This is a genomic window from Micromonospora polyrhachis (assembly GCF_014203835.1).
Lineage (GTDB): Bacteria > Actinomycetota > Actinomycetes > Mycobacteriales > Micromonosporaceae > Micromonospora_H > Micromonospora_H polyrhachis.
Map to the genome: position 1 here is coordinate 6,806,791 of NZ_JACHJW010000001.1, position 21,672 is coordinate 6,828,462.

Genomic DNA, 21,672 nt, shown 5'->3' on the forward strand with positions numbered 1-21,672 from the left:
CCCGCCCCGACCCTCACGCCGCTCAGTTCTCGAACGCCTCCGGCGGCGGACAGGCGCAGACCAGGTTACGGTCGCCGTACGCACCGTCGATGCGGCGCACCGGCGGCCAGTACTTCGCCGCCCGGTCCACCCCGTCCGGGTAGGCCGCCACGGATCGTGGATATGGGCGGGTCCACTCGTCGGCAGTGACCATCGCGGCGGTGTGCGGAGCGTTCGACAGGGGATTGTCCCTCGCCGGCCACTGACCCGACTCGACCCGGTCGATCTCCTCCCGGATGGCGATCATCGCGTCGCAGAACCGGTCCAGCTCGGCCAGGTCCTCGCTCTCGGTCGGCTCCACCATCAGCGTCCCGGCCACCGGGAAGGACATGGTCGGCGCGTGGAACCCGTAGTCGATCAGCCGCTTCGCCACGTCGTCCACGCTCACCCCGGTCGCCTTGGTCAACGGCCGCAGGTCCAGGATGCACTCGTGCGCGACCAGCCCCTTGTTGCCGGTGTAGAGCACCGGGTAGTGCCCACGTAGCCGGGCTGCCACATAGTTGGCCGCCAGGACCGCCACGCCGGTGGCCCGGGCCAGCCCGTCCGGCCCCATCATCCGCAGGTAGGCCCACGGGATGGGCAGGATGCCGGCCGACCCGTGCCGGGCCGCGGAGATCGCCGGCCGGACCACGGTCGCGTCGCTGTCGGCGGCGGTCAGCGGGTCGCCGGGCAGGTACGGTGCCAGGTGCGACCGGACCGCGACCGGACCGACCCCGGGCCCCCCGCCACCGTGCGGGATGCAGAAGGTCTTGTGCAGGTTGAGATGGGACACGTCGGCACCGAATGTGCCCGGCTTGGCGAACCCGAGCAGCGCGTTGAGGTTGGCGCCGTCGACGTACACCTGGCCACCAGCGTCGTGGACCTTGGCGCACAGCGAGGCGATGCCCGTCTCGTACACCCCGTGGGTGGACGGGTAGGTGACCATGATCGCGGCCAGGGTGTCCCGATGCGCCTCGATCCTGCGGTCCAGGTCGACCAGGTCCACGTTGCCGTCGGCGTCACAGGCCACCACGACCACCCGCATGCCGGCCATCACCGCGCTGGCGGCGTTGGTGCCGTGCGCCGACGACGGGATCAGACACACGTCACGATGCCCCTCGCCCCGATCCCGGTGGTAGCCACGGATGGCGAGCAGGCCGGCGAGTTCCCCCTGCGAACCGGCGTTGGGTTGCACGCTCACCGCGTCGTAGCCGGTCACCTCGGCCAGCCAGCCCTCCAGGGCGGTGACCAGTTGACGGTAGCCGGTGGTCTGCGCGGCCGGCGCGAACGGGTGGATGTCGGCGAACTCCGGCCAGCTCACCGGCTCCATCTCGGTGGTGGCGTTGAGCTTCATCGTGCAGGAACCCAGTGGGATCATGCCCCGGTCCAGGGCATAGTCGGAGTCGGCCAGCCGCCGCAGGTACCGCAGCATCGACGTCTCGGACCGGTGACGGTGGAATACCGGATGGGTCAGGAAGTCGGTCCCGCGGGCCAGTCCGACGGGCAGCGCCGGTTCGGCCCGGCCGGGGAACCGGGGCACCCCGAACGCCGCCCAGACCGCCGCCAGGTGCGCCTCGGTGGTGGTTTCGTCGCAGGCGATCCCCACCCGGTCGGTGCCGACCAGTCGCAGGTTGACCCCCTGTTCGGCGGCGGCAGCCACCACTGCTTCCGCCCGGCCCGGCACCACGGCGGTCACGGTGTCGAAGAAGTCGTCGTGGGCGACGGTGACGCCGCCGGCGCGCAGCCCGGCGGCCAGGGTGGCGGCGTGCGCGCCGGTCCGCCAGGCGATCGCGGTCAACCCGTCCGGACCGTGGTAGACGGCGTACATGCTGGCCATCACGGCCAGCAGCACCTGGGCGGTACAGATGTTGCTGGTCGCCTTCTCCCGGCGGATGTGCTGCTCACGGGTCTGCAACGCCAGCCGGTAGGCCCGGTTACCGTCCGCGTCCCGGGACACCCCGACCAGACGGCCGGGCAGCATCCGCTCCAGGCCGGCCCGCACCGCCAGGTAGCCGGCGTGCGGCCCACCGAAACCCATCGGTACGCCGAAGCGTTGCGTGGTGCCGGCGGCGATGTCGGCACCGATCTCCCCCGGCGACCGCAGCAGGGTCAGGGCGAGCAGATCGGCGGCGACGGTGACCAGTGCCCCGACGGCATGGGCGGCGCTGACCAGATCACCGTGGTCGCGGACCGCACCGGACGCGCCAGGGTACTGCAGGTGCAGGCCGAAGAACTCCTCCGGCAGAGCCTCGGTGCCCAGGTCCAGCACCCGCACCTCGATGCCGAGCGGTTCGGCCCGGGTGGCGATCACCGAGATGGTCTGCGGCAGGGTGTCGGCGTCGACGACGTACACCGGGCTCTTGGTCTTGGCGGCGCGGCGGGCCAGGGTCATCGCCTCCGCCGCCGCGGTGCCCTCGTCGAGCATCGACGCGTTCGCGGTGGCCAGCCCGGTCAGATCGGTGACCATCGTCTGGAAGTTGAGCAGCGCCTCCAGCCGACCCTGGCTGATCTCCGGCTGGTACGGCGTGTACGCCGTGTACCAGGCCGGGTTCTCCAGCACGTTACGGCGGATCACCGCCGGGGTGTGGGTGCCGTGGTAGCCGAGCCCGATCATCGACACGGCCACCGTGTTGCGGGCCGCGATGGCCCGCAGTTCGGCGATGGTCTCGGCCTCGGTCGCCGCCGGGGGCAGGTCCAGGGTGCCGTGCCAGCGGATCACCTCGGGAATCGCGGCGTCCATCAACTCGTCGACGGAGGCGTATCCCACGGTCTCCAACATCCGGCGTTCCTCGCCGGGATCCGGGCCGACGTGGCGTACGACGAAGGGTTCAGCGGTCATCGGATGCGCTCCCGGAGGGCGAGGTCGACAGGGCGGCCTCCCCCTGAGTCGCATCCGCGCCAGCAGACGGAACGCTCCACAGCGCCTGCCCACGAGGTCCTTTTGCCTGAGAGGTTCCGGGGAGGATTTGCCCCTTCGGCGCCGCCTGAACGGTTTCAGGTGGTCTCTCCCCCGTGGGTGGTACCGGCATCGGCCACGGTACCAGCCCTGCACCCAGGCCTGACGCGGCACTGGAACAATAAGATCAACGTGTGGGTCCGCCAGCGGGGCGCGCGGTGGTGCAGGGGCTTCACGCCCCGACGGACCCACCGCCGTCGTACGGTCAGCCCACCCAGCGGGGCGCGTTGCGGGGCAACGCCGCCGCGCCACCCGGGTCCGGCTGCTCGACCGGAGTGGGACCGGCCGGACCGTCGAGCCGGTCCATGGTGCGCGCCAACTGCTCCCGGCCCTGACTGAGGTGCTGGGCCGCGGCCTGCATGTGGGACATCATCATCTCGCCGGAGATCCGCAACGCCTCCCGGCAGTAGTCGTCAGCGTCAGCAGCTGCCTGACAGACTTCCTCCCCGAGGACCAGGACACCTTCACCGCTCCGTGGCACACGCCCAGCCGGTTCCGACACCGCCCGGCATCATCCAGGGAATTGAGGTCCTCGGCTTCGACACCGGCCGGTTCCATTCCTGGCTCTGCTACAGCCTCCTCGGCCAAGCCATCGACAAGCTCGGAATCCGCGCCAACGACCGCGGCCTGCTGACCACCCTCCTCGAAGCCCAGCAGGTCACGGACATGGCCAACAGCAACCGTGGCACGTACGACGGCACACCCGAAGACGTCACCTGGTTCCCGGCACTCATCACCGAGTACGACACCGAGCAGCCGGTTCCATCGAACTCACCGGTCCGCCACACCTCACACTCGGGGCCGCGCTCACTGAGCACCTCCTATGCCTCGCCAAGCGGACCTGTTCTCCAGCGGACCGCTGGCCGTACGCCAGGTCGGGCCGTACCAGTACGTGCCGAACCCTTCGTGGTGCAGTTGACCGCTGTGGTAGCCGGACTGGAGTAGCCGGTCGACCGCACCGGCCACCATCGTGTCCGCCCCGCACAGGTAGACGTGCCGCGAGCGAAAGTCACCGTTGGTCAGGGCTTGGTCGATGAGCTGTGTGAACTCACCGGGACGGGTCGCGTCGGACCCGACGACGTAGGTGACCCGCAGCCACGGACACGAGGCGGTCAGCTTGTCGATCGCGTCGCTGTCGTAGAACTCCAGCCGGGAACGGGCCCCAGGTAGAGGTCCACCCGCCGGCTCTGTCCCGATAGGGCCACCTGCTCGACCAGGGCCTTCAGTCATACCCGTAGCGGCCTATCCGGGAGAAGATCGACTTCGGGCTTGTGGAATCGGTGCCGTGGTGTTCGCCCTGGGCACTTCAGGCACGTGGCGGGCCGACGGGTTCACGAGCCGGGCACTAGACTTCCGCGGCGATGGATACCCAGGTCCCCACCGGCGAGCCGCCGGCCGTCACCCGCCCCTGTGGACACTGCGGACGACCTGTGCCGCAGCGGGCCGCCGCCGGCCGCCCGTTCCGCTACTGCCGTGACAACGACGGGGCTTGCCAGCGCGCCTCCCGCAACAGCCGGATGCGGCATCGCAACGCCCCCGGTCTGGCCGGCCAGGTCGCCCGCACCTGGGAGGCGGTCGACCGACTCGACCAGGTGGTCGACACGTTGACCGAGGCACTGCACGCAGAACTCTCCCCGGCCGGGGTGGAACGGCAACTCGCGCAGGTACGGGCCGAGACCGCCGCCCAGGTCGCCGCCGCCCAGACCGAACGGGACGAGGCCCGCTGGGACGCCGAAGCTGCTGTCCGGGACGCCACCGAGGCCCGACAGCAGACGCAGAACGCCGTCGTTGACCGTGACGCCGCCCGCCGGGACGCCGAGGCCGCTGCCCAGGCCACGGCCGAGGCCCACCGCCGTACGACCGAGGCGCTGGCCGCCCGGGACGAGGCACAACACGTGGCCAGCGCGGCGCAGGCCCTGCGGTCGCAGGCCGAACAGGACCGTGACGCCGCCCGCCGGGACGTGCGGGAGCTGAGGGGCCGGATCGAGACCGCCGAACGCCAGGTCGCCGAAGTGACCCGGGAACGGGACACCGCCCGCTCCGACGCCGACCGGGCCGCCCAGGCGGCGACGGAGGCGCTGGGCCGGGCCAGGCACTTCCAGGCGGTTGCCGCCGAGGCACAGGACGCGGCCGACGCCGCCGCCCGCGAGGCGGTGCAGGCCCGGGGGGAGGCCGAGCTGGCCCGCGCCGCCGCCGAGCAGGCCCAGGCCACGGCAGCCACGGCGACCGGGGAACTCGACCGGACCCGCGTCGCGTTGGATCGTGCCGCCGCGGAACTGGACCAGGCCCGGGGCGAGCTGCGGACCGCCCGCGACAGCGCCACCGGCCTTCAGGGCCGCTTGGCCGAGTTGGCCGTACGACTACGCGCGGCGGAATCGGACCGGGACGCCACCGCCGCCCGGGCGGCGCAGCTGTCGGCGCAGGTCGGCGACCTCGCCGCCGCGCTGGCCAGCCTCGGTGCGGCCGCCGCCCGGCCCGCCAACGACGGCGGTGGCACCGGGTGAGAGGGGGCCCGTCGGCGGGAACCGGGTGAGGCGGCTCACCGGTCGCAACGGCCGGCTACGCTCGCATCGTCGCACCACAGGTAGCTTTTCCGGGTACCTTTCCTGTCGCAGCGGGAATCGCCCGCCCGGGACATGTCGTTACACCAAGAAGACCAGCACCGGAAACAAGGGGGAAACCGACCATGGGCGAGCGCATGCTGCGCGGAAGTCGTCTGGGAGCGGTCAGTTACGAGTCCGACCGCAACACGGAGCTCGCGCCGCGCCAGACCCGCGAGTACCTCTGCGCCAAGGGCCACCAGTTCGAGGTGCCCTTCGCCGTCGACGCCGAGGTACCGACCACCTGGGAATGCAAGTTCGACGGCAGCGTGGCCCGGCTGGTCGACGGTAGCGAGCCGGAGCAGAAGAAGGCCAAGCCGCCGCGTACCCACTGGGACATGTTGCTGGAGCGCCGCTCCATCACCGAGCTGGAGGACATCCTCGCCGAACGGCTCCAAGAGGTCCGCACCCGGCGCGGCCGGGCCTGATCGACCAGAATACCGCCGCCGTCGTCGCCGGGAGTCACCGGTGACGACGGCGGTTCTGTCTGCGGGACGCCTGGTCGCCTGCCGACTGGCGGCCGACCGACCGCGGTCAGGGCTGGCGCGGCTCCACGATTTCTCCTTCGATCGCCACCCCGGGCGGGACATCCTGTGCGGCGGTAGGCCCGGGTGACGTATCGCTGGGCTGTGGCTGCCCGCGGTGTACCCGTACCCGGCGGGGACCGAACAGGTCACCGGCCACCATCGCCGACACCCGCCGCTCGGCGGTGGCCTGCACCTGACGGCGGACCAGCCGCCGCACCGGGGGTACCACCAGCAGCAGCCCGACCGTCCCGGTGACCAGCCCCGGCACGGCCAGCAGCAGCCCACCGGCCAGCCCCACCAGACCGTCGGTCACCTGGATCCCCGGCGGCTGTCCCGAATCAACAGCGGACCGGAACCCGCGCCACGCCCGCAGTCCCTCCCGCCGCAGCAGCATCAGGCCCAGCGCGGACGCTGCCAGGACCAGCAGGATCGTCCAGCCGAATCCGATCCATCGCCCGAACGCCACGAATACGGCAAACTCGGCGATTGCTGTGAGCAGCAGTGCCAGCGGCACCAACCTGAGTCCTCGGCGCATGTCACCTCAATCCGGATCTGCGGCCGTGTGATCCGCCCATCCAGCATGACACGCCCACCATCACGGCCAGCGAACCTGCCCGGTGGGCGTACGACGCAAGCCCCGCCGTAACGTCGCCCGACGGTCCCGCACACCCCACAGGGCGACCCGCCACAGCCCCTCCCCGATGATCGTCGGGCTCATCTTGCTCGCCCCGTGTTCCCGTTCGGAGAACGTGATCGGCACCTCGACGATGCGGAAACCCGCCTGGTGGGCGCGGCGGGACAGTTCGACCTGGAACGAGAAACCCTGCGATGACACCGACCCGAAGTCGATCTTTTCGAGCACCGGTAGCCGGTAGACCCGGTATCCGCCGGTGACGTCGGAGACCGGCATCCCCAACGCCAGCCGGGCATACAGATTCGCCCCACGGGAGAGCACCAACCGGTGCCACGGCCAGTTGACGACCTCCCCGCCGGGCATCCACCGCGACCCGATCACCACATCTGCCTCACGGGCTGCGTCCAGCAACTTCGGCAGCTCCTCCGGAGCGTGCGAACCGTCGGCGTCCATCTCGACCACCGCGTCGTAGCCCCGGTCCCGGGCCCACCCGAACCCGGCCACATACGCCGCCCCCAGGCCCTGCTTGCCGCTGCGGTGCAACACATGGACATGATCATCGTCGGCCGCCAGTCGGTCGGCCAGCGCCCCGGTGCCGTCCGGGCTGTTGTCGTCGGCGATGAGGATCTCCACCTCGGGCGCCGACCGGCGTACCCGATCGGTGATCACCGTGACGTTGTCGGCCTCGTTGTAGGTGGGAATCACCACCAGGACCCGACCCACGCCGGGATAACCGGCCCTACGATCGCGCTTCAGCGCCTCGCTCACCACGTTCCTCCGCCCCCGCCGGGTCACCGACGTCCCCCGTCGTCACGTCCCGCCGGGCCGCCCCCGGGCGGCGGCGTTCCCGCACCGCCAAGGCCAGGACCAGCACGGCAGCGGCCACCAGGGCCACCTCCGGCCACAACCCGACGCGGGTGGCCACCGTACGACCGTCCTGCGGCCGTAGCTGCCGTACCACCACCTCACCGGTGTTGAAGCCGGTGGCGTCGGATACCCGCCCGGCGGGGTCGACGAACCCGGACACACCGACCGTGGAGGCCATCAACGCCGGACGGCCGTGCTCCACCGCCCGCAGCCGCACCATTGCCATCTGCTGCAGCGCCTCGGACTCGTCGAACGTGGCGTTGTTGGTCTGCACCACCAGCAGCTGCGCCCCGCCGGTGACCGTGTCCCGCACCACCGCGTCGTAGGCCACCTCGAAACAGATCACATCCCCCAGTACCGCCCCGGCGGCCCGCACCACCCCAGGGGTGCTGCCCGGCACGAAGTCCGCCCGGACCCGGTCGACCTCCTTGCTGACCAGCCGGGCGATGTCGCGCATCGGGACGTACTCGGCGAACGGCACCGGATGCCGCTTGACGTACAGCTGGTCCAGGTCCGGGCCGCTGCCCGGCTGCCACAGCAGCCCCACGTTGCGCACCTGCCCCGCGCCCGGACCGGTCAGTACCGCCCCCACCAGGACCGGCACCCCGATCGCCGAGGCCGCCTCGGAAATCCGGGCGGCGGCATCCGGATACCGCAGTGGGTCGATGTCACTGGAGTTCTCCGGCCACACCACCAGGTCTGGTTTCGGCTGCTGGCCGCTGGCAACCCGGGCGGCCAGGGCCACCGTCGCGTTGACGTGGTTGTCCAGCACCGCGCGCCGCTGGGCGTTGAAGTCCAGCCCCATACGAGGCACATTGCCCTGCACGATCGCCACGGTCAGCGCCCGTCCGGTCGGGGTACCACCCACCGGCACCAGTGCCCCGACCAGCATCAGCAGTCCCGCCACCGCCACCAGGCCAACCGCCGGCCACCACCCGGTCAGCCGACGCCCGCCGTCGTCGGGGCGCCGCCAGGGCCGCCACACGGCGGCCACCAGGCACCCCCCGGCCAGCGCCACCCCGAACGTCACCAGCGGCGCGCCACCCAACGCCGCGACCCGCAGCAGCGGCGAATCACCCTGGCTGAACGCCAACCGCCCCCACGGGAATCCACCAAACGGCGTACGGTCCCGCAGCGCCTCCTGCGCCACCCACAGCAGCCCCGTCACCATCGGCCACGACCAGCGGAACCGGTCCACCAGGGCACTGGTCCACGCCCCGGCCGCCCCCAGCAGCGCCAGGTACGCCGCCTGCAACACCGACAGCAACACCCACGGCAGGGAACCGGTGTGCAGGTTCGTCCAACTCAACAGCGGGGCGAAGAACACCAGCCCGGCGAGCATTCCCAGTCCCGCCCCGGCGCGTAACCGCCGCCGGTGCACCGCCGCAGCCAGCAGCGCCACTCCGACCGGCGCCAACCACCACAGCCCGTACGGCGGGAACGCCGCCAGTAGCGCACCACCGGCCACCACCGCGGCCAGCACCGCCAACCCCAGCGGCATTGGCCGAGCCGCCCGGCCGTCGACGACCTCCACCGGCGTCTTCACCCCACCCCATCACGTCGCGTCTCCAGCGGTGGACCGTCAACCGCAGTGCCACCGGTGGCACGAGGAAACTCCCGCCGAAGGCTACCGGCCCCACCGCCCGGCCTGCCCGACCCGCCCCACGGGTCCGGCGGGAGCGCGGATAGGGCAGGCCGGGCGAAAGACCGGCGGCCGGGGACATCACGGGCAACCGACGGTCTGGGAGCACCGAAAGGTGATCGGGATCATAGCCGGCAAATCGGGCGTACCCGTGGAAGCATCCCGTGCACAGCTCACCCCAAGAGCCTGCGGAAACGTGACACCACACCTGGAAGGGCACAGCGGCAATGACACAAGTCAGGAGCAAGGAACGGTTATGGACCCGGGATCTGGTGCTCGCCTCAATGGCGAACCTCTTCCTGGCGTTCGTGTTCTACCTGCTCATGACCACGATGGCCGGATACGCCATCGAACGGTTCAGCGCCTCGGACACCATCGGCGGACTGACCTCCAGCGTCTTCGTCATCGGCGCCACCGTAGCCCGCCTGTTCGCCGGGAACCTCGCCGACCTGGTGGGCCGCCGCCGGACCCTCACCATCTCCCTCGTGGTATTCCTCATCGCCTCCCTGAGCTACCTGCCAGCCGACGCGCTCGACTCACTCGGCGTCCTACTCGTCGTACGGGCGATACACGGGGTGGCGTTCGCCACCGCCAGCACCGCCGCCATGACCCTGGCCCAGTCGCTCATCCCGGCGTCCCGCCGGGCCGAAGGCACCGGATACTTCACCCTCAGCATCACCCTCGCCACCGCGATCGGACCATTCGTCGCACTGCTGCTGGTCCACGGACCCGGCTACCGGGCGCTGTTCACCGCCGGCTGCATCGCCTCCGCACTCGCAATGATCACAGCACTGTTCCTACGGACCCCACACGTGCCACTGCCCGCCGAACAACGGGCCCGGCTACGCCGATTCCACCCCAGGGACATGCTGCACGCCAACGTCGTCCCCGTAGCCAGCTTCATGTTCGTCATGGCCGTCAGCTACTCCGGAGTACTGACCTTCCTCAACTCCTACGCCAACGAACGCGGCCTGGAAACAGCCGCCAGCGTCTTCTTCCTCGTCTACGCCGCCGTCCTGTTCCTGTCCCGGTTCGTCGCCGGCCCGCTACAGGACCGCCGAGGCGACAACCTCGTCGTCTACGTCGCGATCGGTGCCTTCGCCGCCGGCCTCGCCGTCCTCGCCGCCGCCCACACCAACACCGTCCTTCTACTCGCCGGCGGCCTGATGGGACTCGGCTTCGGCACCCTCATGTCCGCACTCCAGTCGATCGCGGTCGCCCGCGTTCCCATGCCCCGCATCGGCGTGGCCATCTCCACCCACTTCCTCATGGTCGACCTCGGCGTGGGCGTCGGCCCGGTCCTACTCGGCCTATTGCTCAGCCACACCGGCTACACCCGGATGTACCTGCTACTCGCCACCGTCGTACTGCTCTCCGCCGCCCTGTACCACCTCGTACACGGCCGGGTGGACCAGGCCCGACGGCGGCAGACCGACCCCGTCGAGGTCGCCGAACCGGCAGCGGCACAGTAGGTAACCCGCCAGCCGGGAAAAGAACGCGGACAGCGGAACACCGGCCCGGGAACCGGCGGCCGACAAGCGGAACACGCGCCGGGAACCGGCGGCCGACAGCAAAATCGGGGCGCGGCCACTGGCCACGCCCCGATGCTCCCAGGCCCTTCCCGGCCGGTGCGGCAGAGGTATCCAGCACGACCTTCGGACCGACCAGACGCGGGCTGGCTGCCCCCGTAAGGCCGTTGTCTACTGGCCGCGTACATTCCCCTGCCCGTACACCGGTAACCGCGGCCGGTTCGCGCCGCCCCGCCGACCCCCGCCCGCTGGACCTGGCCGCCGCGACACAAGAACCATGTCGCTCGGCCAGCGGACGAAGAGACGAAGCGAACAACAGCCGCTTCCCGTAGTAGGACTCAAAGACGGTACGTGGTCGACCCCGGTAACTGTCAACCGCCCCCGGCCAGTCGCCCAAATCGACCCGGCGTGTCGCACCCGGCGCGCCCCGACCACCACCCGGAACGCCCCGATCACCGGCCGCCCGACCCCGCCGCGACCGCCAGATGCCGCCGCAGCAACGCCACCGCCGCCCCCGGATGCTCGGCGGCCAACAACCCACCCGCCGCCAACACATAGTCGACGTCCACCGCCCTACCGGCCGCCCGGGGCAACGCCCAGCCCCCCGCATGATCGGTGAGCACCGCGTCCAGCACCGCCGCCGACCGGGCCGGCTCGGCGTGGCGAAGCACACCGCCGGAACCAATCAACAACCGCACATCCCGCAGATCCCGGGCCGCCCGTTCCCCCACCGAACCGCCCCGCACATGCCGACGCACCGCCACCGTCGCCGCCAACGCCGCGATCCGCTCGTCGACCGCCCGCTCGGCCCCGCCAACCGACAGATGACCCGGGTCGGCCGCCCGTACCGCCGCCGGCCCCGCCAACGCCACCCGGTCCGCCTCGGTCAGCAACCGTTCCGCCGCCGCCGCCTCGACCACACCCGGCGCGCTCCACCGCATGCCCAGATCACCCTCGACCGTACGGGCCCGCCACAACGTCCCAGCCGCCGCCACCCCCGGCCCGCCGGCCGACTCGTCCGGAGTCAACGCCGAATACACGTCCGTGGTCGCCCCACCCACGTCCACCACCAGCAGATCCCCGCCCAGGTGGTCGGCCAGCAACTCCACCCCGGTCAGCACCGCATCCGGGGTGGCCGCCCGCACCAGGCCGGCGAACCGGTGCCCCCGCGACAACCGCTTACCGCCGATCACATGCCGCAGGAACACCGCCCGGATCGCCTCCCGCGCCGGCCCCGGCCGCAGCACCCCGATCCGGGGCAGCACATTGTCGGCCGCCGTCACCGGCACCCCCCGCTCGGCGAGCAGACCCGTCAGCGACTCCCGGACATCCCCGTTACCGGCCAACACGACCGGGATCCGCCAACGGGCCCGAGCCAACCGGGACGCGTTGTGGGTCAACACCTCCGCGTCCCCGCCATCGGTGCCGCCCACCAGCAACACCACGTCCGGGCGGGCAGCCCGCAACGCGGCCAACCCCGCCCCGTCCAACGGGCCCGCCGCGACGTGCACCACCCGCGCCCCCGCCGACAGGCCCACCCGATGCCCCGCCTGCGCCGTCACCAACTCCTCGTAGCCCACCACCGCCAGCCGCAACCCACCGCCAGCCGACGAGCACACATACCACGGCATCGACGACCCGGCCGGCAACCCCACGGTGGCCTGCGCGACCGCCGCATCCAACCCGTGCAGCACATCCGTGCCGACCGTCGTGGGCCGGGTCGCGGTCGCCACCAGCCGACCATCGCCGAGGTCCACCACCGCGACCTTCGTACAGGTGGAACCCACGTCGGCGCAGACCGCGTACACGTCACAGGCCCCCAGGGACCGCCCCCGGCGCCGGCGGCGGCACCACCACCGTGCCAGTCGCCGACACCGCCACCACCGGCTCGGCCAACACCTCCGCCGCCGACGCCCCCAGATCCGGCCGACCCCGACACACCACCCGGCACTCGAAGTCGATGGTGCGACTACGGTTACCCACCCGGGTCACCGTCGCCACCACCTCCAACACGTCCCCCGCCCGCATCGGAGCACGGAACTGCACATCCGAATAGGACGCGAACAACCCCTCATCCCCGTCGGTACGGATACACACCTCCGTCGCCACATCACCGAACAAACCCAGCGCGTACGCCCCATCCACCAGATCACCGGCATAGTGCGCGTGCGAATACGGCACATAGCGCCGATGGGTCACCGTCAGCCCGAGACGCGGATCAGTCATGCCGAAGCCTTCACCTTCTGTGCGACCAACGCATGGACCAGGTAACTGGCCACCTCACTCGGAGTGGTGCCCCGACCGAAGATACGGTCCACCCCCAACTCCCCGGTCATCTTCTCGTCGAACCGAGGCCCACCAACGATCAACAACGGTCGCCGCCCCGCCGGCATCGCCTCCCGGAACGCCGCCGACATCTCCCGCGTGTTGTGCAGATGCGCATCCCGCTGCGTGACCACCTGCGACACCAGCACCGCGTCCGCGCGTTCCGCCCGGGCCGCCTCCACCAGATCCGGCACACTCACCTGCGCACCCAGATTGGTCACCTTCAGCTCGCGGTAGTACTCCAGGCCCTTCTCACCGGCGATGCCCTTGACGTTGAGGATCGCGTCGATGCCCACCGTGTGCGCATCGGTGCCGATACAAGCACCCACCACCGACAGTTTGCGCCGCAACCGCTGCTTGACCAGCGCGTTGACCTCCTTGGCGGACAACAACGGAAAGTCCCGCTCCACCACCTGCACCGCCGACAGGTCCACCAGATGGTTCACCCGCCCATAGACGACGAAGAAGGTGAACCCGTCGCCCATCTGCTTGGCGTGCACCAACATCGCCGGGTCCATGCCCATCTTCCCGGCCAACTGCAACGCCGCACCCTCGGCCCGCTTGTCGTGCGGCACCGGCAACGTGAACGACATCTGCACCATGCCGTCACCCGTGGTGTCCCCGTACGGCCGCACGATCGACCCGCTCATCGCCCCTCCCCCTCGGCGGCCGCCACCGCCGGGCCAGCCGACGGAGCCTCCAGGATCTCCGTGGCCGGGTTGAAGTAGTCGTCGGCCTGCGCCGCCACCCCATCCAGGCCCTTGCCCCGGTCCGCCGGCCGCTTCATGATCCCGAACGTGCCCTCGGCGATCGCCGTCAACAACGTGTCGTCACCGATCCGCTCCAACAACCGCACCGCGTCCGCCAACACCCGGTTCGCCCGCTGCTGGATGAACCCACCCGGCGCCGGCACGAAATCCTCGCGCAACCCGCCAGCGGCCCCCAACACGTACCGCACGTTCTGCAGGGCGATGTCCCGATCCGACAACCACGGCGTCACCACCGCCTCGGTCATCATCCCCACCAGCAGGATCCCCTGACCGGTCAGGGTGCCCACCAGGTTGAAGAACCCATCCAACAGGTTGCCCCGGAACACGTCACCGGTCATGTGCTTCGTCGGCGGCATCCACTTCAACGGCGCGTCCGGAAACAACTCCCGCGCCAACAACGCGTGCGCCAACTCCAACCGCAACGACTCCGGCACATCCGGATTGATCTCAAACGCGTGCCCCAAACCCAGCTGCCAGTCCGCCAACCCCGCCTCGTGGGCGAAGAACTCGTTGAGCAACTGCGACACCGTCACCGTGTGCGCCTCGTCCACCGCGTCAGCGGTGGTCAGATAGTTGTCCTCACCGGTGTTGATGATGATCCCCGCCCGGGCATGCACCTGCCGGGAGAACCGCTGATCCACGAACGTCCGAATCGGATTGATATCCCGGAACAGAATCCCGTACATCGAATCGTTGAGCATCATGTCCAGCCGCTCCAGGCCAGCCAACGCCGCCATCTCCGGCATACACAACCCAGACGCGTAATTCGTCAACCGCACATAGCGGCCCAACTCCTTCGACGAGGCATCCAACGCCGCCCGCATCAACCGGAAGTTCTCCTGCGTCGCGTACGTCCCCGCGAACCCCTCCCGGGTCGCCCCCTCCGGCACATAGTCCAACAACGACTGCCCCGTCGACCGGATCACCGCGATCACATCCGCACCCGCCCGCGCCGCCGCCTGCGCCTGCGGAATGTCCTCGTAGATATCCCCGGTCGCCACAATCAGATAGATCCACGGCCGCTGCTTCGGATCACCCCACCGCCGGACCAGCCGCTCCCGCTCCGCCCGCCGCCGATCGATCAACCGGATCCCGGCCCCCACCGACCGGCGCGCCGCCTTCCTGGCCGCCGTCGCTGCCTTCCCCGACGGCACCTCGAACCGCACCGACCCCGCCGCCGCCTTCTGCGCCAGCAACGTCAGATCATCCACACCCTCCCGCGCCAGGGCAGCGAACACCGGCAACGACACCCCGTGCCCCAACCCCACGTCGGCGACCACCGCGTCCACCAACCGGTTCACCCACGGAATCCCATCCGGATCCGCACCAGTCACCCCGGCCAGCCGCAACACCGCCCGCTCCACCGACACAGTGGTATGGCTACGCGCCAAATCCACCACCGGCTGACCGGCCCGCCGCGCCAACTCCCGCGCCCGACCCACCAACACCGGATCCAAAGCCAGCTTCCCGCTCACGGCGCCGTCCCCTCCTCGTAGATCACCTCGCCGCGCAGCACCGTACGACGGCACACCGGCAACGGCGTCGGATCCTGCGGTCCCCGCAACTCCGCCACCTCCGACACCAACACCGGCAACCCCCGGTCCACCCCCGCCGGCGTCGACCACACCGCGAAGGTCGCCGGCGCACCCGGCACCAACACCCCCTCGTCGTCCCGGTGCACCGCCCGCCAACCACCCCGCGTGTGCGCGGCGAACGCCGCCCGCGCACTCAACCGCTGCGCCGGATTGAAATGCGACATCGCCGCCCGCACCGAACCCCACGGATCCAACGGCGTCACCGGCGAATCCGAACCCAACGCCAACGACACCCCGACCCCGTGCATCGCCCCCACCGGGTTCGACTCCAACGACCGCGCCACCCCCAACCGCGACGCGTACATCTGCTGCTCGCCACCCCACAACCGGTCGAACGCCGGCTGCACGCTCGCCACGACCCCGTACTCCACGAACCCGGCGATCGTCGCCTTGCTCATCAACTCGGCGTGCTCCACCCGATGCCGAGCCGCCCGCAGCCGCTCCACCCCCAGCGTCCGCGCCGCCAACCCGAACCCAGCCACCACCGTGCCGATCGCCGCATCCCCGATCGCGTGGAACCCGCCCTGCATCCCATGCTCGGCACAATCCAACAGATGGTCACGCACCTGCTCGGCAGTGACATACCCATGCCCACAACCCGGCTCGTCCAGGTACGACTCCGACAGGAACGCCGTACGCGACCCCAACGCCCCATCCGCATACAGATCGCCACCCGCGCCAACCGCACCCAGGTCACGGGCCTTCGCCGACGCCATCAACTCGCCCCAGTAGCCGTACACCTCCGGCAGACCGACCCCGGACAACGCCAACACACTCTGCAGATCGGCCTCGTCCGACGTACCCGGCCCAGCACACTCGTGCACCGCCGCGATCCCCACCGACGCCGCGTGCCGCAACGCCGCCCGCTGCACCCTCGTCAACTGCGCCGACGAGAACGACCCGAACGCGATCTCCGCCACCCGATGGTGCGCATCCAACCGCAACCAACCCGACTCGTCGTACCCGGCCAACCCCGCCGCCTGCGCGTCAGCGGCCATCATCGCCGTCGAACACAACGCCGAATGCCCACAGACCCGCGACAGATACACCCGCCGCCCCTGCGCCGCCCGATCCAACTCCCGAGCTGTCGGCAACCCCGGCCGCTCCCACCGCGACTCGTCCCAGCCGTTACCGAACACCATCGCGTCGGCCGGCAGACCCGCCGCGAACGCCGCCACCGCCGCCAGGATCTCCGCCCCCGACCCGACCCGCGTCAGATCCAGCCCCGTCAGCGTCAGGCCAGTGCCGGTCGCGTGCATGTGCGCGTCCACGAACGCGGGAGTCACCAGCGCGCCATCCAGCTCCACCACCCGATCGGCCGCCGGCGCGTCGGCATCCATGCCCACCCAGGCAATCCGCCCATCACGCACCAACAACGCCGTCGCCTGCGGATCCGCCGGGCAGTAGAGCTGTCCACCACGGTAAAGAGTCGAGGGGTTCGTCATGGCACTCAGTCTGCCGTGAGCCGCGCTGAAAACAGATCCCGCACCCCGGCGACCTCCCGCACCAACGACAACGCCAACTCGGCGTGCCCCGGCACATAGCCGTTACCCACCAGCATCGTCACGTCCGCCGCCAGCCCCTCCGCGCCCAACGCCGCCGCCGCGAAACTCGTCGCCATCGAAAAGAAGATCACCGTGCCACCCTCGGCCGTCGCCAGGATCGCCCCGTGCTCGCAGCCCGGCACATCCACGCACACCACCGTGACATCCGCCGGGCCACCCAACACGCCAGAGACCGCCGCCGACAGCGCCACCGGATCCCGGGCATCGGCCAGCACCACGTCCGTGGCCAGGCCAGCGGCCAACAACCGGTCCCGCTCCGCCGGCACCGGCACCACCCCCACCGTACGACCGGCACCCGCCCGCGTCGCCGCCGCCAACGACAACGAACCGCTCTTACCCGCGCCCCCGATTACCGCCACCGTCGGCCGGTCATAGCCGGCCACCACCCGCGCAGTCAGCGCCGGCGCACCACAGACGTCCAGCACCGCCAACGACAACATCGGGTCCAGGTCGTCGGGCAGCACCGCGGCGATCGACCGAGCGAACAGGATCGCGTGCCCGGCACAGGGCACCTGCTCGCCGCGACCGTCCCAGGAGGCGAGCCCGTCGGTGATGGCCAGCGGGGTCAACGTGAGCGACACCAGGGTGGCCACCCGATCACCGGGCTTGACCGGCAGCGGTGACTCCGGACCGACCTCGTCCACGACGCCGATCAGCATGCCCCCCGACCCGGTGACCGGATTGTGCATCTTGCCGCGACTGGCGATGATCTCCAGCACCTCGGCCCGCACCGCCGCACCATCACCGGCGTGCTTCTCCGAGAGCTGACGGAAACTGGCCGCGTCGAGATTGAGCCGCTCCACCCGGATCCGCACCTCGTCGGCGCCAATCTCCCGACCCGCGTCCAGCCGCGTCGCCGCCTGCGGCAGCACCCCCGCCGGCTCGACCACCCGATGCAGACCCACTGGAGACGTCACGACGGCCCCTCCCTCCCCACCCGTCACACGACACCCAGCCGGTCGCATGGCGGGAAAACTTCCGGCAGAATAGTTTCTCCACAGGATATTTTCCAGTAGCCTTCGTGCGGCCAAGAGCAACACGCGGGACAAGAGGAGGGCTCGTGACACAGACACAACCGGTTGAGGCCATCCCTCAACCCCGCCACGCCCCCACCGACCCGCCCCAGAGCGCCGCCGGACAGCCCTACGAATACCGCCGACGGCCCCTCGTCGAACCCGACTGGACCCGTTTCCCCGGCTGGCGACACGTCACCCGGCAACAGTGGGAATCCGCCCAATGGCAACGAGTCAACTGCGTCAAGAACATCAAGCAACTACGCGCCGTACTCGGCGACCTCGTCGACGAGTCCTTCTACACCGACCTCGCCGCCGACCAGGCCGACCTGGCCACCATGTCGATGCTGGTCCCGCCGCAGATGCTCAACACCATGGTGCCCTTCGAGCCGATGAGCACCGAGGCGCTCCTCGCCGACCCGGTACGCCGCTACATGATCCCGGTCGCCTCCGACCGGCGCACCGACTGGCCATCGCACCCGTACGCCAGCCGTGACTCGCTCCACGAACACGACATGTGGGTCGCCGAAGGTCTCACCCACCGCTACCCCACCAAGGTGCTCGCCGAACTGCTCTCCACCTGCCCCCAGTACTGCGGGCACTGCACCCGGATGGACCTGGTCGGCAACTCCACCCCGACAGTGGACAAGCTCAAGCTGACCCTCAAGCCGGTCGACCGGTACGACGCCCACATCAACTACCTGAAGGCCCACCCCGGGGTACGAGACGTGGTCGTCTCCGGTGGCGACGTCGCCAACGTGCCGTGGCGAAACCTCGAGTCCTACCTGATGCGGCTACTGGAGATCGAAACGATCCGGGACATCCGGCTCGCCACCAAGGCGCTGATGGGCCTGCCCCAGCACTGGTTGCAGGCCGACGTCGTCGAAGGCCTGGAGCGGGTCGCTCGCACCGCCGCGCGCCGGGGCGTCAACCTGGCCATCCACACCCACGTCAACCACGCCCAGTCCCTCACCCCGCTGGTCGCCCGGGCCGCGCAGACCGCTCTCGAGGTCGGCGTACGCGACGTCCGTAACCAGGGTGTGCTGATGCGCGGTGTCAATGCCAGTGCTTCCGACCTGCTCGACCTCTGCTTCGCACTTCAGGGCGAAGCGGGCATCCTGCCGTACTACTTCTACATGTGCGACATGATCCCCAACGCCGAACACTGGCGGGTCCCAGTCTGGCACGCCCAGCAACTCCAGCACGACATCATGGGCTACCTACCCGGGTACGCCACTCCCCGGATCGTCTGTGACGTGCCGTTCGTCGGCAAGCGTTGGGTACACATGCTCACCGACTACGACCGCGAGCGCGGCATCTCGTACTGGACGAAGAACTACCGCACCTCCATCGAGTCCGCCGACCTGGAGGCCCTCGACAAGCGCTTCGCCTACTACGACCCGATTGACACCCTGCCCGACTCGGGGCAGGCATGGTGGGCGCGGCAGGAGGCCGACATCCTGGCCTGATAGCGATCTACCCATGGTGAAGGGGTGACCGGACGTCCGGTCACCCCTTCACCATGTCAATCGTCGGGCTGTGTCAGCCCTTGAACATGTCCTTCACATCACGTCCAGCATCCTTGGCGTGCTCACCAGCCTGCTTGGCCTTCGCGCCGCTACGCTCCGCTCCGCCCTCGGCCTGCTGATTCTGGTCGCCCCTGGCCTCGCCGGTCTTCTGCTTGGCTGCGCCCTTCAACTCCTCGGCCTTGTTCTTGGCCTTGTCGGTCAAGCTCATGGTTCCCACTCCCTCCGGTAGGCGCATCCCGGGTCGGGTTGCGTTCGTCGCTAGCGGTGGAGATGCCCGTCCTGGTGTCGGTGGAAACCTGTGCTGTCGATCTGGGAGGGGGCCCACTACCTGTATCGCGTCCTAGGACGCTAGGTTATTGGGAGGCTCAGAGTTCGGCCAGTCTGTTCGGTCACGCCCGACGCCGGGCGACCAGCACCGCATCGTGGACGACAGTCTCCTGCCCCTGCTCACCCCACGTCGGACGCGGACGGGTCTCGGCGATCAGCACGTCCCAACCCGCCGGGTCCAGCGCGGCCGCCACCTCCTCGGCAGTGAACATCATGTCCGGAAAGTGCATCCGGTGTGCGCCGGCCCGCAGATCGGAGGGATGATGTCCGACGATCAGCAGAGTGCCGCCCCGACTCACCGCTGCGGCCAGCCGCGCGAACAGCTTCTGTCGGACCTCCCCGGGCAACTGCATGAACTGTGCCGACACCAGGTCGTACGCGCCCTCCGCCGGCGGCTGGTCGCGTAGGTCCGCGTGCACCCACTCGATCCGCTTCCCCACCTGCTCCCCTACCGCTGCGGCATGGGCGGCCGCACGGTCGAGGGCGGTGGTGGCGATGTCGACCGCGGTCACCTGCCAGCCGCGCTCGGCGAGCCAGATCGCGTCGGCCCCCTCGCCACAACCGACATCGAGCGCCCGACCGGAAGGCAACCCGGCCGCCTCAGCGACCAACTGCGGATTCGGACGTCCGCTCCACAACGCCGAGCGGGTACGGTACCGCTCCTCCCAGCCGGCTTCTTCGAACATCGTTCGTACCTGGTGCCGATAGGTCGCCACGGCGTCGCGGGTCTCCTCGGCGACGAGGTCGGCGTTGATCGCCGCGCCTGCGGTCAGGCCAGCCGCAGCGGCCACGATGACCTGCGCCCGTACATCTGCCACATTGCCCGCGACCCACACGCCCGGCACGGTGGTGGCACCGGACGGATCGGCGGAAACCTGACTGCCGACGACGTGCCCGCGCATCTCCACGTCGACCGCCCTGAGGCCGAGTGACTCCAGGACGCTGGAGCGGGCCATGGGCCTCGGAGCAACGACCACCGCGTCGAGCGGGACGACCTCACCGGTCTCCAGTCGTACGCCGGTCAGCGCGTCGTCGGCCACCTCAAGCCCCGTCACCCGGCCGGGCACGACGGTGATCCCGCGCGCGGCCAGCCGCTCGGCCTCCTCGCTTCCGGGTGCCAGGGCAGCGTTCGCCAGGAACACGACGTGCGGGCTCAACTGACGCCACAGCTGCGCCTGATGCTCGGCCAGCGGGCCGGTTGCCAGAATGCCGATCCGCTGGTCCCGGGCCTCCCACCCGTGGCAGTACGGACAGTGCAGCACGTCACGGCCCCACCGCTCGGGTAGCCCCGGCAGGTCTGGCAGCTCATCGACCAGCCCGGTGGTCACCAGCAGTCGCCGCGCCCGAACCTCCCGGCCGTCCGCCAACGTCACGAGGAAGCCTGCCGCCTCCCTCGACACGGTCACCGCCCGGCCCACCTCGATCTGGCCGCCGTAGCGGGTCACCTCGTCGCGGCCGGCCGCCAGCAGGTCGGCTGGCGGTGTGCCCTCCCGCGACAGGTAGTTGTGCATGTGTCCGGCCGAGGCGTTACGCGGCTCCCCGGCGTCGACCACCAGCACCGGCCGCAGCGACCGCACCAGTGCCAGTGCACCGCTGAGTCCTGCAGCACCGCCCCCGATCACCACGACGTCGTATGTTTCGTCCACCTGTTCTTCCTTCCGTTGGTTGCTTCTTGATTACCGTGCACGCCGTCGCGATGATCTGGCAAAGAACGTTGCCGTTTTGGCAAAGGACACGGCCGACACGCCTGGCCCAGGGGTGTTTTACGGCGGGTC

The 21,672-nt window shown here is 70.2% G+C and carries 18 protein-coding genes and 1 riboswitch; of the genes, 5 read left to right on the forward strand and 13 right to left on the reverse strand.

Going from position 1 to position 21,672, the window contains the following annotated elements; genetic code table 11:
- Positions 1-22 precede the first annotated feature (22 nt).
- Positions 23-2,857, reverse strand: coding sequence for an aminomethyl-transferring glycine dehydrogenase (gene gcvP, locus FHR38_RS30200; RefSeq protein WP_184538569.1), 2,835 nt, complete (start codon positions 2,855-2,857; stop codon positions 23-25).
- An 84-nt stretch (positions 2,858-2,941) separates the two neighbouring features.
- A riboswitch (glycine riboswitch) is annotated at positions 2,942-3,039 on the reverse strand.
- 140 nt (positions 3,040-3,179) lie between these two features.
- Positions 3,180-3,455 (reverse strand): hypothetical protein, encoded by a 276-nt coding sequence (locus FHR38_RS30205; RefSeq protein ID WP_246446794.1) that lies wholly within the window; start codon positions 3,453-3,455, stop codon positions 3,180-3,182.
- On the opposite strand from FHR38_RS30205, the gene FHR38_RS30210 reads away from it, so the two are divergent.
- The 3 genes from FHR38_RS30210 (at position 3,449) to FHR38_RS30220 (ending at position 6,002) form a co-directional block, all read left to right on the forward strand.
- Positions 3,449-3,919 carry a hypothetical protein gene (locus tag FHR38_RS30210; protein ID WP_184538570.1) on the forward strand — a complete coding sequence of 157 codons (471 nt, stop codon included), beginning with the start codon at positions 3,449-3,451 and terminating at the stop codon, positions 3,917-3,919. The genes FHR38_RS30205 and FHR38_RS30210 overlap by 7 nt on opposite strands.
- A gap of 416 nt (positions 3,920-4,335) precedes the next feature.
- A complete protein-coding gene (locus FHR38_RS30215; protein WP_184538571.1) occupies positions 4,336-5,478 on the forward strand; it encodes a coiled-coil domain-containing protein in 1,143 nt (380 codons plus the stop codon).
- Positions 5,479-5,660: 182 nt separating this feature from the next.
- Positions 5,661-6,002 carry an RNA polymerase-binding protein RbpA gene (locus tag FHR38_RS30220; RefSeq protein ID WP_088983966.1) on the forward strand — a complete coding sequence of 114 codons (342 nt, stop codon included), beginning with the start codon at positions 5,661-5,663 and terminating at the stop codon, positions 6,000-6,002.
- A 106-nt stretch (positions 6,003-6,108) separates the two neighbouring features.
- Here the strand turns inward: FHR38_RS30220 and FHR38_RS30225 are convergent, their stop codons facing one another.
- The 3 genes from FHR38_RS30225 to lnt are packed head-to-tail and all read right to left on the reverse strand — an operon-like array spanning position 6,109 to position 9,103.
- Positions 6,109-6,636, reverse strand: coding sequence for an FxsA family protein (locus FHR38_RS30225; RefSeq protein WP_184538572.1), 528 nt, complete (start codon positions 6,634-6,636; stop codon positions 6,109-6,111).
- 60 nt (positions 6,637-6,696) lie between these two features.
- A complete protein-coding gene (locus tag FHR38_RS30230) occupies positions 6,697-7,503 on the reverse strand; it encodes a polyprenol monophosphomannose synthase (RefSeq protein ID WP_312882487.1) in 807 nt (268 codons plus the stop codon).
- Positions 7,475-9,103 carry an apolipoprotein N-acyltransferase gene (gene lnt / locus FHR38_RS30235; protein ID WP_184540463.1) on the reverse strand — a complete coding sequence of 543 codons (1,629 nt, stop codon included), beginning with the start codon at positions 9,101-9,103 and terminating at the stop codon, positions 7,475-7,477. The genes FHR38_RS30230 and lnt overlap by 29 nt, the downstream gene beginning before the upstream one ends.
- Positions 9,104-9,471: 368 nt before the next feature.
- On the opposite strand from lnt, the gene FHR38_RS30240 reads away from it, so the two are divergent.
- The gene (locus FHR38_RS30240) at positions 9,472-10,716 is read left to right on the forward strand and encodes an MFS transporter (protein ID WP_184538573.1); all 1,245 of its coding nucleotides are present in this window, start codon (positions 9,472-9,474) and stop codon (positions 10,714-10,716) included.
- A gap of 509 nt (positions 10,717-11,225) precedes the next feature.
- Here FHR38_RS30240 and FHR38_RS30245 read toward each other — a convergent pair.
- From FHR38_RS30245 to kdd, 6 genes are read right to left on the reverse strand one after another with little or no spacing between them, the layout of a single operon-like run.
- Positions 11,226-12,581, reverse strand: a complete 1,356-nt coding sequence (locus tag FHR38_RS30245; RefSeq protein WP_184538574.1) for a glutamate mutase L — start codon at positions 12,579-12,581, stop codon at positions 11,226-11,228.
- Position 12,582: 1 nt separating this feature from the next.
- Positions 12,583-12,999, reverse strand: a complete 417-nt coding sequence (gene kal, locus FHR38_RS30250; RefSeq protein ID WP_184538575.1) for a 3-aminobutyryl-CoA ammonia lyase — start codon at positions 12,997-12,999, stop codon at positions 12,583-12,585.
- Positions 12,996-13,748, reverse strand: coding sequence for a lysine 5,6-aminomutase subunit beta (gene kamE, locus FHR38_RS30255; protein WP_184538577.1), 753 nt, complete (start codon positions 13,746-13,748; stop codon positions 12,996-12,998). The genes kal and kamE overlap by 4 nt, the downstream gene beginning before the upstream one ends.
- On the reverse strand, positions 13,745-15,343 hold the full coding sequence (gene kamD / locus FHR38_RS30260) for a lysine 5,6-aminomutase subunit alpha (protein WP_184538579.1): 1,599 nt from the start codon (positions 15,341-15,343) through the stop codon (positions 13,745-13,747). Before kamD ends, kamE begins: the two co-directional genes overlap by 4 nt.
- On the reverse strand, positions 15,340-16,908 hold the full coding sequence (locus FHR38_RS30265; RefSeq protein WP_184538582.1) for an amidohydrolase: 1,569 nt from the start codon (positions 16,906-16,908) through the stop codon (positions 15,340-15,342). Before FHR38_RS30265 ends, kamD begins: the two co-directional genes overlap by 4 nt.
- A 5-nt stretch (positions 16,909-16,913) precedes the next feature.
- Complete coding sequence (kdd, locus tag FHR38_RS30270) at positions 16,914-17,993, reverse strand: L-erythro-3,5-diaminohexanoate dehydrogenase (RefSeq protein WP_184538584.1); 1,080 nt, start codon at positions 17,991-17,993, stop codon at positions 16,914-16,916.
- A gap of 95 nt (positions 17,994-18,088) precedes the next feature.
- Here kdd and FHR38_RS30275 point away from each other — a divergent pair, with 95 nt between their 5' ends.
- The gene (locus FHR38_RS30275; RefSeq protein WP_184538586.1) at positions 18,089-19,510 is read left to right on the forward strand and encodes a KamA family radical SAM protein; all 1,422 of its coding nucleotides are present in this window, start codon (positions 18,089-18,091) and stop codon (positions 19,508-19,510) included.
- Between the two features lie 73 nt (positions 19,511-19,583).
- Here the strand turns inward: FHR38_RS30275 and FHR38_RS30280 are convergent, their stop codons facing one another.
- Together FHR38_RS30280 and FHR38_RS33400 are read right to left on the reverse strand one after the other, a co-directional pair.
- Positions 19,584-19,778 carry a CsbD family protein gene (locus tag FHR38_RS30280; RefSeq protein ID WP_184538588.1) on the reverse strand — a complete coding sequence of 65 codons (195 nt, stop codon included), beginning with the start codon at positions 19,776-19,778 and terminating at the stop codon, positions 19,584-19,586.
- A gap of 181 nt (positions 19,779-19,959) precedes the next feature.
- Positions 19,960-21,543 carry a bifunctional NAD(P)/FAD-dependent oxidoreductase/class I SAM-dependent methyltransferase gene (locus FHR38_RS33400; protein ID WP_184538590.1) on the reverse strand — a complete coding sequence of 528 codons (1,584 nt, stop codon included), beginning with the start codon at positions 21,541-21,543 and terminating at the stop codon, positions 19,960-19,962.
- Positions 21,544-21,672: the final 129 nt, after the last annotated feature.